This is a genomic window from Pseudoalteromonas sp. T1lg88, assembly GCF_002964765.1.
Taxonomy (GTDB): Bacteria; Pseudomonadota; Gammaproteobacteria; order Enterobacterales; family Alteromonadaceae; genus Pseudoalteromonas.
This window is the reverse complement of the sequence record NZ_PQCF01000004.1, coordinates 23,956-38,404: the sequence shown is the minus strand read 5'-3', so window position 1 is coordinate 38,404 and position 14,449 is coordinate 23,956. Positions and strand designations below refer to the sequence as shown.

Here is a 14,449-nt window from a genome sequence, read left to right as displayed (position 1 = left end):
CGGCCAATGATAAAAAAACCGCATCTTTTGATGCGGTTTTTTTATGTTCTTATTTGCGCTTTAGGTAGACCCCGGATTCAACATGATGGGTGTAGGGGAACTGATCAAAGATAGCAAAGCGGGCTATTTCGTGGGTTTGCGTCAGTATCTCCAGATCGCGCTCCAGGGTCTCCGGGTTGCAGGAAATATAGATGATGTTGTCGTACTCGCTGGTAAGCTTACAGGTGAGTTCATCCATACCGGCTCGTGGCGGATCGACCAAGATGGTTTGGCAATCATAGCTGTGTAGGTCTATGTTACCTAAGCGGGTAAAGGTGCGTTCTTTACGCATTGCCTGCGTAAATTCTTCGCTGCTCATGCGGATGATATCCAGGTTTTCAACCTTATTGGCGGCAATATTATATTGCGCCGAGTGTACCGATGACTTGGAAATTTCCGTCGCCAGCACGCGATTAAAGGAACCCGCTAGGGCGATTGAAAAGTTGCCATTACCACAGTAGAGCTCGAGCAAATCATTGCTCAAGGGGGCACAGATATCCTGAGCCCAGGCCAGCATAGACTCATTTACCTTGGCATTGGGTTGGGTAAAGCTGTTTTCCACCTGCTGATAGGTATAAGTGCGGCCATTTACTTCAAGTTGCTCAATCACATAATCCGTGGCCAGTACCTGCTTTTGTTTGCGGGCACGGCCGATAAGCTCGACATTAAAGCGTTGTTGCAGTCGTGCTTGTAGCTCCTGTGCCGCTTGCAACCACTGCTCATCTAACTGTTTGTGATAGAGCAGGCTGATTAAGGCGTTGCCGCTTAAAGTGGTCAGATAATCGATTTGGAACAGCTTACGACGCATCAGCTCGTTATCTTTTAACTCGGCGATCATGGCACTCATCAGTTCATTGATCAGCTCGGCACCCGGGTCGAAGCGCTCGACGCGGACTTTTTCTTTACTCTGTTGATCGAACATAATGTGGTAGAGGTCATCGCCATCATGCCAGACACGAAATTCCGCACGTTGCCGGTAATGTTTCGGGGTCGAGGCAAACACTTCTAACTTATTGACACCAAAGCGAGAAAATTGCGCAATAATACGCTCTTCTTTTTCTGCTAATTGCTGGTTGTACCCGGACGCGTCGATTTCTATTACTGGCATGCAAACCTCTACTAATTTATGTGCGCCGCTATTGTAGGTAGCTGCGTTCAATTGTCCAGTAACAAGTGCCATATTCTTGTTTGTTTTTTCTACAGCTCGATGCATTGCTCGGGTTATGAGTGCCAGGGCCATTATAAAATTTAGCTATTGCGCCGGGAAAAACTACATGTCGCGATTCGGGTAATAAAGAAACCTTGGTAAAGAGGTTGGATGGATGCAGGGTTTTATTGCAGATGCGGTGAGTATTTTTCAGCCTAGCTCCCGTAAGTTTAAAGATGTGGGTTAATTAAACCACAATATCTTGCCAGGGCTGGTTCAGAGGGCTTTTTCTGCTGTGTTGTAATTTGCAAAGTGGCAGAAACTTTACTACTTTAATACTAAAATCATCTTATATTCAGGAACATAATGCTTTAATATAGCGTACCTGATTAAGTTAAGGCGCGAACTTGCTTAATTAGACTACAATGTAGATGTGTTGAAACCTGTTAGCGCGGATCTAGACCTGGTGCTGTATAGCACCTGCGATAAAAGCAAGAAATGTCGGCTGATAGATTAATGAATCATCGGAATATAACTAAGTAAGAGGCACAAGATGGACCTTTTACTTGGCGCATTAAGGACTAATTTACCTTGGTGCGCATAATCGATAATCGTAAAATGGGATGGAAACAATGAAAATCAAATCACTTTCTGCTGCTATCGTTTTGGCAATGGCATCACAAGCTGTTGTTGCTGAAGAACAGAAAAACCCTCACGAAGGTATTCACATTGGTGTGTTTGGTGATTACTTCTGGGCTGACTGGGACAACATCAAGGGCGCAAACCCTGCGAATGTTGCACTAGGTGAGTCTTTCGGTTCAGGTATCGAAGTAGGTTACCGCTTTAACGAATACTGGACAGCTCGTCTAGAATTTGCAGCCCTTGAGCTTGATAAAGAAAATTCAGACAACCACAAAACAGGTGAGCGTTACGGTGCTGATGTATTGTACCACTTCAACGACACTTTCTACGGTGTACTAGGTGCAAAGAAATTTGACGTATACGATGACTTCAATGCAGCTAACCTAGGTTTTGGTTTCCGTAGCCACTTCCGTTACAACTGGGCATTCTTCGGTGAAGCCAACTATTACGAAGGTCTTAACCAGAACCATTCTGATTTCGGTCTTAAGCTAGGTGTTAGCTACCACTTTGGTGACAAGCCTGAGCCTAAGAAAGTTGAGCCAGCACCAGTAGTTGTTGCTCCTAAGCCAGAGCCAAAAGACACAGACAAAGACGGCGTACTTGATGCCAACGATAAGTGTGCAAACACACCTATGGAAGATGCAGTAGATGCGTCGGGTTGTACTCGTTACATGGAAAAAGGCGACAAGGTTAGCTTGTTAGTACGTTTCCCACACGATAACTCTGACGTTAACCAGCGTTACTTGGATGATATCCAAAAAGTTGCTGAATTCATGACTAAGTACCCGCAAACAAACGTACTACTTGAAGGTCACGCTTCAGCAGTAGGCGATGCAGGTTACAACAAAAAGCTTTCTAAAAAGCGTGCAGACGGTGTTGCTAAGCAACTAATCAATGATGGTATCTCAGCTTCTCGCGTAGAAACTGTAGGCCTAGGTGAAGAGCGTTTATTGAACACTGAAAACACCAAAGAAGCTCACGCTGAAAACCGTCGCGTTGAAGCGCACATCTCAGTTACTGAGCGTGTAAGCATCAAACGTAACTAATAGTAGGTTACTACCAACCTATGATGAAAAGCCCGGCTGATGCCGGGCTTTTTGCAAATAATTATTACTCAACATTCACCAGCCTATAGTTTTAAAGCCCTTACATTCATTGTATTTATATTGACTATTTTGCCTCTAGGCGGCGACGCCAATTTTCTTCTATCTTTAAAGCCTTTATAATTGTTATCGTGTCAAAATTCTATAAGTAGTATGGACGCGTCGAAGTCTGCTACTTTCACGTCACCAAGAGGGCATAATTGTGCTTCAAGAATATCGTAAACATGTTGAAGAGCGTGCAGCCCAAGGTATTGTGCCTGCACCATTAGATGCTCAGCAAACTGCTGACCTGATCGAATTAATCAAGAATCCACCTGCCGGTGAAGAAGAGTTTATCCTAGACCTTCTAGTTAACCGTGTACCGCCTGGCGTAGATGACGCCGCCTATGTAAAAGCGGGCTTCCTAGCCGCCGTTGCAAAAGGTGAAGCGCAGTCGCCACTAATCAATAAAGAAAAAGCGGCCGAGCTACTTGGCACCATGCTAGGTGGCTATAACATCGAGCCTATGATTGATCTGTTAGACGATGCTGAACTTGCACCGTTCGCAGTAAAAGGCCTATCGCACACCCTGCTTATGTTTGATGCCTTCTACGACGTAGAAGAAAAAGCCAAAGCGGGTAACGAATTTGCTAAGCAAGTTATCGAGTCTTGGGCAAACGCCGAGTGGTTCCTTGAGAAGCCGGCTGTGCCAGAGAAGATCTCTGTAACCGTTTTCAAGGTAACCGGTGAAACTAACACAGATGACCTTTCACCTGCTCCAGATGCCTGGTCTCGCCCGGATATCCCACTACACGCACTGGCTATGCTTAAGAACGAGCGTGACGGTATCAACCCTGATAAAGCCGGTGAAATCGGTCCAATCGCCCAACTTGAAGAGCTTAAAACCAAAGGTTTACCACTAGCGTACGTAGGTGATGTTGTAGGTACTGGCTCATCACGTAAGTCGGCAACTAACTCGGTACTTTGGTTCATGGGTGATGATATTCCTCACGTACCAAACAAGCGCGTTGGCGGTGTATGTCTAGGCGGTAAGATCGCTCCTATCTTCTTCAACACCATGGAAGACTCAGGTGCACTACCTATCGAGTTGAACGTTGACGACATGAATATGGGTGATCAAATCGATATCTACCCGTATGAAGGTGTGGTTAAGCGTCACGGTACCGATGAAGTTATCTCTACGTTCAAGATGAAGTCAGACGTGATCCTTGATGAAGTACGTGCCGGTGGCCGTATTCCATTGATCATTGGTCGTGGTTTGACCGATAAGGCTCGTACCTCATTGGGTATGGAAGCCGAAGACATCTTCCGTAAGCCAGCTCTTGTTACCGATTCTGGTAAGGGCTTCACCCTGGCTCAGAAGATGGTTGGTAAAGCATGTAACATGCCTGGCGTCCGCCCTGGTCAATACTGTGAGCCTAAGATGACCACTGTTGGTTCGCAAGATACCACAGGTCCTATGACTCGTGACGAACTGAAAGACCTTGCCTGTCTTGGTTTCTCTGCTGACCTAACTATGCAGTCTTTCTGTCACACGTCTGCGTATCCTAAGCCTATCGACGTAAACACGCACCACACACTACCTGATTTCATCATGAACCGTGGCGGTGTATCGCTACGTCCAGGTGACGGTGTAATCCACTCATGGCTAAACCGTATGCTTCTTCCTGATACCGTAGGTACAGGTGGTGACTCGCATACTCGTTTCCCACTAGGTATTTCATTCCCAGCGGGTTCTGGTGCGGTTGCGTTTGCAGCGGCGACCGGTGTTATGCCACTGGATATGCCTGAGTCGGTATTGGTACGTTTCAAAGGCGAAATGCAGCCGGGTATCACACTACGTGACCTAGTACACGCAATTCCTTACTACGGCATCAAGCAAGGCCTGCTTACCGTTGAGAAGAAGGGTAAGATCAACGAATTCTCTGGTCGCGTACTAGAGATCGAAGGTGTTGAGCACCTAACCGTTGAGCAAGCGTTCGAGCTGTCAGATGCCTCTGCCGAGCGTTCAGCCGCAGGTTGTACCGTTAAGCTAAGCAAAGAGTCTATCTCTGAGTACCTAGAGTCAAACATCGTTATGCTTAAGTGGATGATCGCTGAAGGCTACGGTGATGTACGTACTATCGAGCGTCGTATCAACGCGATGCAAGAGTGGTTGGCTAACCCAGAGCTTATGGAAGCCGACAAAGACGCTGAATACGCGCACGTAATTGAAATCGACCTGGCGGAAATCAAAGAGCCAATTCTTTGTGCTCCTAATGACCCAGATGACGCACGTCTACTTTCAGACGTAACTGGTGAGAAGATCGACGAAGTATTCATCGGTTCATGTATGACTAACATCGGCCACTTCCGTGCCGCTGGTAAGCTGCTAGACAACTTCGGTGGTCGTCTACCAACCCAACTTTGGGTTGCACCACCTACTAAGATGGATAAAGACCAACTTACCGACGAAGGTTACTACGGTATCTTCGGTCGTGTAGGCGCGCGTATCGAAACTCCAGGATGTTCATTGTGTATGGGTAACCAGGCACGTGTTGCTGATAAGGCAACGGTTGTTTCTACCTCTACTCGTAACTTCCCTAACCGTCTAGGTACAGGTGCAAACGTATTCCTAGCGTCTGCCGAGCTTGCAGCGGTAGCAGCAATTCTAGGTAAACTACCTACAGCTGCGGAATATCAAGAATACGCGGAGAAGATCAACGCAACAGCGGTGATACTTACCGTTACTTGAACTTCCACAAGATGCCTCAGTACACGAAGAAAGCGGATAACGTGATTATCCAGCAAGCCGTGTAATTTGCATATGTGATAAAAGCCCGCTTACTAAGCGGGCTTTTTTATGTTTAAATTTAGTTAAAATAGAATATGGATTTTCTTAATTTTTCATATTTTCAATTTTTAATTCTTCAAATTAAAGATTGAAGATTTTTTTATTCAATTTGACATTGAAATTGTCGCTAAATGAAATCAAACCTGCGACGGAAATAGCTTAAAATCCCCGCCAATTTTCTTATCAAGGCAGGATCTTTATGACTTCGTTAAATAACCAGAACCTTCTGCAACTTCGTTTCATTGACCAGTCTCATATTGACGCGGTAAAGCCTTCTTTTGACCATCTTCCCGATAATCCCTATGCCGATGGTGCCTTCCGTAAGCGTCGTTATTCAGTGATCAAGGTGCAACAGGGTGAACTCACCCTTCAGCCTACTAAAGCCTTTGTACAAGATGATTCCATCAATACCTTCCAGGGCAATGTTGAGCGTACCTACGAAAACCTCGACGCAGACTTGCTGAGCAGCGAAGGCATGAAGCGCATTGTGGCCGAGTTTATTGCCATGACAGGTATCGACGCCGATCGTGATATTGAAATTCACCAGTTCCGTATGTTGGCCATCGACAGCGATACGCCGCCGGCACCTGAAGGCATTCATCAGGATGGCTTCGACCACGTCTGTATATGCGGTGTATCCCATGAAAACATCGCCGGTGGTGAGTTATTGGTGTATGAGCACAAAGAAGCCAAGCCGTGTTTCAAGATGGAAATCAAAGACGGCATGTTCGCACTTATCGACGATCGCCAGGTGTGGCACAACGCCACCCCCATGAACAAGCTGGATGAGTCGAAGATCGGCTACCTTGATTGTTTTGTACTGACTGCGTAAGGAATGATGATGAATCTAGTCTCTCTACGTAGCCAGTTTCCGGCACTAATGCAGCAAGTAAATGGCGAGTCGCCAATCTTTTTTGATGGCCCCGGTGGTGCGCAAGTACCCCAATCAGTATTAGATGCCATGTCGGCTTACCTGGGTTTTTATAATTCAAACCTGGGCGGCGCATTTTTCTCCAGCGATAAAACCGTGGCTGTGATGAGCCAAGCGCGTCAGGCCATAGCCGACCTGCTTAACAGCCCAAGCTCGGAGCAAATCGTCTTCGGCGCTAACATGACCAGTTTGACCTTTAGTTTTAGTCGCGCTATTTCACGCGGCTGGCAAAGTGGCGACGAGATCATAGTGACCAATGCGGATCACTTCTCCAATGTGTCTTCGTGGCGACAGGCCGCCGAGGATAAAGGAGCCACTGTGCATGCGCTGCGTATTAACGAAGCGGATTGCACCCTGGATATGGCGCACTTCGAGTCATTGCTTAACGCCAATACCAAGCTGGTCGCCGTAACCTATGCGTCGAACACCACGGGCTCAATCAATGATGTGAAGCGCATTATCGAGTTGGCGCATCAGCATGGCGCCTTGGTGTATGTGGATGCGGTTCACTATGCTCCACATGAGCTGGTGGATGTGCAGGCACTGGATTGTGATTTCCTTGCCTGCTCGGCCTATAAGTTCTTCGGCCCCCATGTAGGCATTGTTTATGGTAAGCGTGAGCATTTGGAAAACTTCACCCCATACAAGGTAGAGCCGGCGAAAGATGTAGTACCGGGTCGTTGGGAAACGGGTACGCAGAGCTTCGAAGGCCTGGCCGGTGTGGTTGCCGCTGTTGACTATATCGCCTCTTTGAGCGGCCTGGATGCGCAACTGCCGCGTCGTCAGCGTCTTGAAGCGGCATTTGCCAACAGCAAAGAGCACGAAATGGCATTAAGCAAGCACTTCCTTACACGGCTAAAAGAATTTCCGCAGATCTCGCTATTCGGTATTGATGATATGGAGCGTTTGGCCGAGCGTACGCCGACCTTTGCCCTTACCTTTGATGGCTTAGAGCCACGTCAGGTATCCGAGTTCTTAGGCAAGCAGCATGTCTGTGTATGGGACGGTAACTTCTATGCCCAGGGCTTGTGTGAGCAATTAGGTGTAATGGACAAGGGTGGTGTGGTACGTATCGGTTGTATGCACTACAACAGCATCGAAGAAATTGACCGATTATTTACCCTGTTCGGCGAGCTACTCGGCTCATAGCGCTGCGCTCTGTTAAAAAGGCTGCCTAGGCAGCCTTTATTGATCTTGGGCGGTGGGTTATTTTTGTGCTTGGCCGTAGATTTGCTCGGCGCGATTAAACAACACCCAAGAGGTAAGAATGTACTTGTCATTCGACAAGGGCTTATTACCGCGGTGGGTATGGGTAAAGTAGGCCGGTGCGACCACCATGGTGCCGCGTTTTGGAGCGATTTTACGCTTTTGATAGTAAAACTCGGTTTCGCCGCCTTCGCTGACATCGTTCAAGTAGAACATAAACAGCAGGACGCGGTGTAAGGCTTCGTTATGGCCGGTTTGTGGATAGACCTCACTGTGCCAGTAAGGATACCCGCCCTTATTGATCTCGTATTTCTGCGCTTGAATACTGCCTAAACGAAACAGCTGTTGCATCAAGGTACCCAGTTGCGGTTTGGCCACCTCTTCAAAGTTGTCCTGGTTCAGCGCCACCGGTTTACCGGTTTTTGGGTGGAAGACCTGCAGACCAAAGGCGCCAATCATCATAAATAGATGTTCTTCAACATAGCGCATCACGTGTTGTGCGGTGACCTGCTGAATATGCTGCAAGTGCTGCTGGTACTCTGGGTGAGCATTGAGGTAAAGGTCTTTACTGTCTTTTTTACTTAAATCTATGCCGCCAGAGGTGGTACCCTGCTTCAAATGCGGGCTCTGCTCGAACAGGTCGATAAACTGACTACAAAAAGTGTCACTAAGCGCGTTATCATAAACGCCAATGAAGTCTGTCATGACTGCAACCTTACCTATTGGAATTATTATGCTTATTGAAAAAGTTCAGCCCAGATTTAGTGAAACGGATGTCCTCGGGCACATTAACAATACAGTACTACCGGTGTGGTTTGAAGCCGCCCGCACGCCTATTTTTAAAATCTTTACCCCAGATCTTAATCCACATCAATGGCGCTTGATTGTTGCTAAGGTGGAAGTGACCTTTTTGGGCGAGCTTTTCTATGGCCAGGAAGTGGAAGTGAAAACCATGATCGAGCGCATCGGCTCCAGCTCTTTTGTGATCAAACAACAAGCTTGGCAGCATGGGCAGTGTTGTGCCGAGGGTAAGACGGTGATGGTGCGTTATAACTTTGAAAACAAAGCGTCACAAGCCTTAAGCGAAGACGAAAAGTCGCAACTTAGCCAGCATCTCGAGGCCGTGCAAGAGGGCTAGGGGCTGTTGATGGTGGTTGTGGCAGGGAAAGCCGGAGACACACACCGTTTTGTTTCAAAGCGGATGCCATACTCGGCTTGCTCGTCCTCGAAGAGCTCAACAATTTCATAATCATTGAGCTCAACCACCTTACTGTTTTTACTTTTTTCGCAGCGTGAGAAGCTGTCTGCCTCCCAATTGTAGGCAAACTGGGCAACCAGGATTTTTATCCATTTGTCGGAATCCTTGCCCGGCTCGGCAATGTTTGCTTCAAGGTGCATGGTCGCCGGTGCCTCTTGTGTTTGTTCTGCATTGGGTTCTTGCTCCTTACTCATCTCTTTTTCAAAGCTCGCACTGACCTGATCTATGACATCACCCGCATTGTCGAAATCCCCTGAGGTTACCACTAGGTTGGCCGTGACAATAACACATAAAACAAAGCGGGCGATGGCGGTTTGAATGGGTCGTTTCGTGCTGTCCAAAAAGTGCAAGCCAAAGCGCTGGAAAGGTCTGAGTAAGAGTAATACCAAGATGTAAAGGGGAAGCACCAGCTGGAGAAGAAGCAAGGCGATAACCGAAAGCGCTAACATCCAACTGGGCAGGTACAGCAAGATAGCAAAGTTATGGGTATAGTCGAAATGGCTTGCCGCCACGCCGGTGACTTCATTTACCGTGCCAGCTGCATTCGCCAGCACAAAATTGGCTATGGTACCGTAAAACAGTAAGAGAATGGCTTTACCGGGAAGTGAGTGAAAAAGCTGAAGAAAGCGCGGCCAGAACTCAATGGTTAAAGCCGCCACTGTGCATGCCGTTGTCAGCCAGATACTGACGGGAGAGAGCAACAAAGCGACCGCGTACAGGCGTTGTGCCAGGGTCAATGCTTGCCAAAACCTTGCAAAGCCTAGTGTAAGGTTTCTCGTAGTTCGGGCTGTTTTTGCTTTGAGGCGTAATAAGGGGGCCGTCATGATAAGCCTGAATATTTTCTTTATTTATTCAGACTTTACCCCCTAATTGCTTATTTTGCCAACAATGGCTTGAGATAGTGCCCGGTATGGGAGCGCTCATGCGCAGCTACTTCTTCCGGGGTACCGGCGACGAGAATTTCACCGCCACCGCTGCCGCCTTCCGGCCCCAAATCAACAATCCAGTCGGCGGTTTTGATCACATCCAGGTTATGCTCAATCACCACTATGGTATTGCCGTGGTCGCGCAGGCGGTGCAATACCGTCAGCAGTTGCTGAATATCATGGAAGTGCAGGCCGGTAGTGGGCTCATCCAAGATATACAGGGTTTTACCCGTGTCGCGCTTGGACAGCTCTCGGGCCAGTTTCACACGCTGCGCCTCACCGCCGGATAAGGTGGTTGCCGCCTGTCCCAGACGAATATAGGACAGGCCTACATCCATCAGAGTTTGCAGCTTACGATTGATAGCAGGAATGGCATCGAAAAATTCGCGCGCGTCTTCCACCGTCATTTCCAGCACCTGATGGATGTTTTTACCCTTGTAGAGCACCTCTAATGTTTCGCGGTTATAGCGTTTGCCCTGACACACATCGCAAGGCACATACACATCCGGCAGGAAGTGCATTTCCACCTTGATCACGCCATCGCCCTGACAGGCCTCACAGCGTCCGCCCTTAACGTTAAAGCTAAAGCGACCCACCTTGTAGCCACGCGAGCGTGACTCTTGAGTACCGGCAAAAAGTTCACGTATGGCGGTGAAAATACCCGTATAGGTGGCTGGGTTTGAGCGTGGCGTACGGCCGATAGGGCTTTGGTCGATATCGATAACCTTATCGAAATGATCCAGGCCGGTGATTTCTTTATGCGGCGCCGGCTCAACCGCTGTGGCGCCGTTGAGTACAGTGTGTGCCACCTTAAACAAGGTGTCGTTAACCAGGGTCGACTTACCCGAACCGGAGACACCGGTAATACAGGTCATTAAACCGAATGGGATGCGCAAGTCGACATTCTTGAGGTTATTGCCGGTAGCGCCAAACAGCTCTAGCCATTTCTCGTTAGTAGGGTGGCGCTCCTTGGGCACGGCGATTTCTTTGACGCCGCTGAGGTATTGGCCCGTCAATGAGTCCGGATTGTTCATGATGTCGTCGCGCGAGCCTTCGGCCACTACGTGGCCTCCATGAACCCCGGCGCCCGGACCGATATCGATAATGTAGTCAGCGGCGCGAATGGCGTCTTCATCGTGCTCCACCACCAAGACAGTATTGCCGAGGTCGCGCAGGCGCGTCAGGGTTTGCAGCAGGCGGTCGTTATCGCGCTGGTGCAAGCCGATAGAAGGCTCGTCCAACACATACATAACCCCTACCAGGCCGGCACCTATCTGGCTGGCCAAACGAATGCGCTGGGCTTCGCCCCCGGAGAGGGTATCGGCACTGCGCTCCAGGGATAAATAATTTAGGCCGACATTGACTAAGAAGGATAAGCGGTCGCGAATTTCTTTAAGGATCTTATCGGCAATCTGTGCTTTTTGGCCGCTGAATTCCAGGCTGTCGAAATAGTCGAAGGCCTGGCCTATGCTCATCAGGGTCACCTTAGGCAGGTTAGTCTCGTCGATAAAGACGTTACGTGCTTCCTGACGTAAGCGTGAGCCGCTACAACTGGGGCAAGCCTGTGAGGTTTGATACTTGGCCAGCTCCTCACGCACCGAATTGGACTCGGTCTCATGGTAGCGGCGCTGCATATTATTGAGCACGCCCTCGAATTCATGATTGCGGGTGATTAGATCGCCGCGGTCGTTACGATAATGGAAGGCGACCTTGTCCTTGCCAGAACCCTCCAGCACCACCTTTTTGGCCTCATCACTTAAATTTTGGAAGGGCGTATCCAAATCAAATTGATAATGCTCGGCCACAGATTGCAGCATTTGGAAATAGTAGAAGCTGCGCTTGTCCCAGCCCTTAATGGCACCACCGGCGAGGCTTAGCTCGGGGTTATGAACCACGCGGTGGGGGTCGAAATACTGGCGTACACCCAGGCCATCACAGGTTTGACAGGCACCGGCCGGGTTATTGAAGGAAAATAATCTTGGCTCAAGTTCGCTCATGGCATAGCCACAGCTTGGGCAGGCAAAGTTGGCGGAGAACACCAGCTCTTCTTCGAGGGAATCATCCATGGCGGCCACCTGAGCAACGCCACCGGAGAGCTCCAGCGCGGTTTCGAAGGACTCGGCTAAACGTTGTTGCTGCCCTTCTTTCACCTTTAAGCGGTCAACCACCACTTCTATGGTGTGCTTTTTATGTAGCTCTAACGGCGGAGGATCGGATAGGTCACAGACTTCACCATCGATGCGAGCGCGGATATAGCCTTGTGCCGCCAGTTGCTCGAGCAGCTTAACATGCTCACCCTTACGGTTTTTTACCACGGGTGCCAGCAGCATCAGCTTGCTGCCCTCGGGCAGGGCTAGGACGTGATCCACCATCTGGCTGATGGTTTGCGCCGCCAACGGCAGGTGATGGGTTGGACAGCGTGGCTCGCCGACACGGGCAAACAGCAAACGCAGGTAATCGTATATCTCGGTGATGGTGCCCACGGTTGAACGTGGGTTATGGGAGGTCGACTTCTGCTCGATGGAAATAGCCGGCGACAGGCCTTCAATATGATCTACATCGGGCTTTTCCATCAGCGATAAAAACTGGCGCGCGTAGGCCGATAAGGATTCCACATAACGCCTTTGCCCTTCGGCATACAGGGTGTCGAAGGCGAGGGACGATTTGCCCGAGCCCGATAATCCGGTAATGACGATCAACTTATCCCGAGGTATGGTTAGATTGATGTTTTTAAGGTTATGGGTGCGCGCACCGCGAACTTCGATATTATCCATTCTTCGCCTGTTTCCCGAGCTGCTTATTAACCTGTAAGTATCGCATAGTTTGCCATTACTTAGCGATGCTTTCTTGTCCTTAAACCGAGCCGATGGCTTGCATCTTGGCAAGGGCTAAATTCGCGGCTAGGCATGTCCCAATGGCAGGCGATTATGCTATCATCGCCGGCCAAGATAGAATTTGTTATCAGCCGATTAGTAATCCGTCATGTCTGCATCCCAGTTAAACAGTGTTGAAAAGCGCGCCGCGCTGTCGTTGGCGAGCGTGTTTGCCTTTCGTATGCTTGGCCTCTTTATGTTGATGCCGGTGCTGGCCATTTATGGTCAGGATCTCAGTGGTTTTTCGCCCTTGTGGATCGGACTTGCCATTGGTGCCTACGGTTTGACTCAGGCGCTGCTGCAAATCCCCATGGGCTGGCTCTCTGACCGTTTCGGTCGTAAACGTATTATTATCGCAGGATTAATCGTCTTTACCCTGGGCTCTGTGATAGCCGCTTTGGCCGAGTCCATGTATATGCTGACGCTAGGTCGAGCACTACAGGGCATGGGCGCCATTGCCAGTGCCTTGTTGGCCTTGGCTGCGGATCTAAGCCGCGACGAGCAGCGTCCCAAGGTGATGGCGGTGATTGGCATGAGCATAGGCATGAGCTTTGCGATTGCCATGTTGCTTGGGCCCATGGTGGCGGCCAGCTTTGGCGTCTCAGGTATCTTTTGGTTAACGGCAGCTCTGGCGCTGGTGGGAATGGCCATAGTTGTGTGGCTGGTACCCAGTGCGGTTAATCGGGCTCCCAAGGGGGAAACCACTGTGACCCTGCGGGATGTGGGTAAACTGGTGCGCCACCCGGATCTGGCGCGTTTGGATTTGGGGGTGCTGTTTTTGCACCTGACCCTGACCACCATTTTTGTTTCCTTGCCACCTCAGCTTATTAACGACGGTTTACCCGCGGCCCAGCATTGGCAATTGTATATTCCGGTATTTATTTTATCTTTTGTGCTTATGGTGCCTATGATGATAGTGGCTGTGGCTAAGCAAAAGGAAAAACCCCTGTTTTTGGTGGCCATAATTATGCTGGTTGTCAGCATGCTGGGCTTGGTTTTCGGAGCCAACTCTGTCTATATGATAGCCTTGTGTATGATGTTGTATTTTATCGCCTTTAACTTTCTAGAGGCGACCATGCCGGCCCTGGTATCACGACTGTCGCCAGCCAATCAGAAGGGCTCGGCCATGGGCGTGTTCTCATCATCCCAGTTTATCGGTGCCTTTTTGGGCGGTATTCTTGGCGGATTTGTGGCTCAGCGCGGTACCCCCGAGATGGTGTTTGCGGCTGCCGCCTTGGTTGGGTTAATATGGTTTGTCATTGCTGTAAAAATGCGAGTACCGCCGCGCAGTAAAATTATCAGTTTGCTAAGTGCAGTAGGCAGCGAACATGATGCAGAACAATTAGCGGCGCAATTGGTAGAGCTGCCGGGAGTGCTTGAAGCCACGGTGGTATGTGATGAAAACCGTAGCTACCTCAAGGTAGACGAGAAGAAATTTGATTTACAGGCGGCGCAACAGCTAGTCGCCTCAGCGTAAAAAGTAGGAGCATA

General features: G+C 49.2%; 9 protein-coding genes and 1 pseudogene. 6 read left to right on the top strand and 4 right to left on the bottom strand.

Annotated features, from left to right (window positions below):
* Window positions 1-49 precede the first annotated feature (49 nt).
* Window positions 50-1,147, bottom strand: coding sequence for a tRNA (uridine(54)-C5)-methyltransferase TrmA (trmA, locus tag C2M34_RS01430; protein ID WP_105257880.1), 1,098 nt, complete (start codon window positions 1,145-1,147; stop codon window positions 50-52).
* A gap of 671 nt (window positions 1,148-1,818) precedes the next feature.
* On the opposite strand from trmA, the gene C2M34_RS01425 reads away from it, so the two are divergent.
* The 4 genes and pseudogenes from C2M34_RS01425 to C2M34_RS01410 all read left to right on the top strand — a co-directional run bounded on the left by C2M34_RS01425 (window position 1,819) and on the right by C2M34_RS01410 (window position 7,844).
* Window positions 1,819-2,874 (top strand): OmpA family protein, encoded by a 1,056-nt coding sequence (locus C2M34_RS01425; protein WP_105200018.1) that lies wholly within the window; start codon window positions 1,819-1,821, stop codon window positions 2,872-2,874.
* 259 nt (window positions 2,875-3,133) lie between these two features.
* Window positions 3,134-5,730, top strand: a pseudogene (gene acnB, locus C2M34_RS01420) (bifunctional aconitate hydratase 2/2-methylisocitrate dehydratase).
* Window positions 5,731-5,963: 233 nt separating this feature from the next.
* Window positions 5,964-6,596, top strand: a complete 633-nt coding sequence (locus C2M34_RS01415; protein ID WP_105257879.1) for a 2OG-Fe dioxygenase family protein — start codon at window positions 5,964-5,966, stop codon at window positions 6,594-6,596.
* Between the two features lie 9 nt (window positions 6,597-6,605).
* Window positions 6,606-7,844, top strand: coding sequence for a cysteine desulfurase-like protein (locus tag C2M34_RS01410; protein ID WP_105257878.1), 1,239 nt, complete (start codon window positions 6,606-6,608; stop codon window positions 7,842-7,844).
* A 57-nt stretch (window positions 7,845-7,901) separates the two neighbouring features.
* Here C2M34_RS01410 and C2M34_RS01405 read toward each other — a convergent pair whose 3' ends face one another.
* Window positions 7,902-8,606: a 2OG-Fe(II) oxygenase gene (locus C2M34_RS01405; RefSeq protein WP_105257877.1), complete on the bottom strand. Its 705-nt coding sequence runs from the start codon at window positions 8,604-8,606 to the stop codon at window positions 7,902-7,904.
* Between the two features lie 28 nt (window positions 8,607-8,634).
* Between C2M34_RS01405 and C2M34_RS01400 the strand changes: the two genes are divergently transcribed.
* Window positions 8,635-9,039, top strand: a complete 405-nt coding sequence (locus tag C2M34_RS01400) for an acyl-CoA thioesterase (RefSeq protein ID WP_105257876.1) — start codon at window positions 8,635-8,637, stop codon at window positions 9,037-9,039.
* On the opposite strand, the gene C2M34_RS01395 is transcribed toward C2M34_RS01400, so the two are convergent.
* Window positions 9,036-9,983: a hypothetical protein gene (locus C2M34_RS01395; RefSeq protein ID WP_158681375.1), complete on the bottom strand. Its 948-nt coding sequence runs from the start codon at window positions 9,981-9,983 to the stop codon at window positions 9,036-9,038. The two genes, C2M34_RS01400 and C2M34_RS01395, sit on opposite strands and share 4 nt — an antisense overlap.
* Window positions 9,984-10,033: 50 nt before the next feature.
* Window positions 10,034-12,859 (bottom strand): excinuclease ABC subunit UvrA, encoded by a 2,826-nt coding sequence (gene uvrA / locus C2M34_RS01385; protein WP_105214917.1) that lies wholly within the window; start codon window positions 12,857-12,859, stop codon window positions 10,034-10,036.
* 208 nt (window positions 12,860-13,067) lie between these two features.
* Here uvrA and C2M34_RS01380 point away from each other — a divergent pair, with 208 nt between their 5' ends.
* Window positions 13,068-14,435: an MFS transporter gene (locus C2M34_RS01380; protein ID WP_105257873.1), complete on the top strand. Its 1,368-nt coding sequence runs from the start codon at window positions 13,068-13,070 to the stop codon at window positions 14,433-14,435.
* Window positions 14,436-14,449 lie beyond the last annotated feature (14 nt).

Coding starts and splice junctions, on each gene's coding strand:
- trmA (WP_105257880.1), bottom strand. CDS start 1,147: ATGCCAGTAATAGAAATCGACGCGTCCGGGTACAACCAGCAATTAGCA.
- C2M34_RS01425 (WP_105200018.1), top strand. CDS start 1,819: ATGAAAATCAAATCACTTTCTGCTGCTATCGTTTTGGCAATGGCATCA.
- C2M34_RS01415 (WP_105257879.1), top strand. CDS start 5,964: ATGACTTCGTTAAATAACCAGAACCTTCTGCAACTTCGTTTCATTGAC.
- C2M34_RS01410 (WP_105257878.1), top strand. CDS start 6,606: ATGAATCTAGTCTCTCTACGTAGCCAGTTTCCGGCACTAATGCAGCAA.
- C2M34_RS01405 (WP_105257877.1), bottom strand. CDS start 8,606: ATGACAGACTTCATTGGCGTTTATGATAACGCGCTTAGTGACACTTTT.
- C2M34_RS01400 (WP_105257876.1), top strand. CDS start 8,635: ATGCTTATTGAAAAAGTTCAGCCCAGATTTAGTGAAACGGATGTCCTC.
- C2M34_RS01395 (WP_158681375.1), bottom strand. CDS start 9,983: ATGACGGCCCCCTTATTACGCCTCAAAGCAAAAACAGCCCGAACTACG.
- uvrA (WP_105214917.1), bottom strand. CDS start 12,859: ATGGATAATATCGAAGTTCGCGGTGCGCGCACCCATAACCTTAAAAAC.
- C2M34_RS01380 (WP_105257873.1), top strand. CDS start 13,068: ATGTCTGCATCCCAGTTAAACAGTGTTGAAAAGCGCGCCGCGCTGTCG.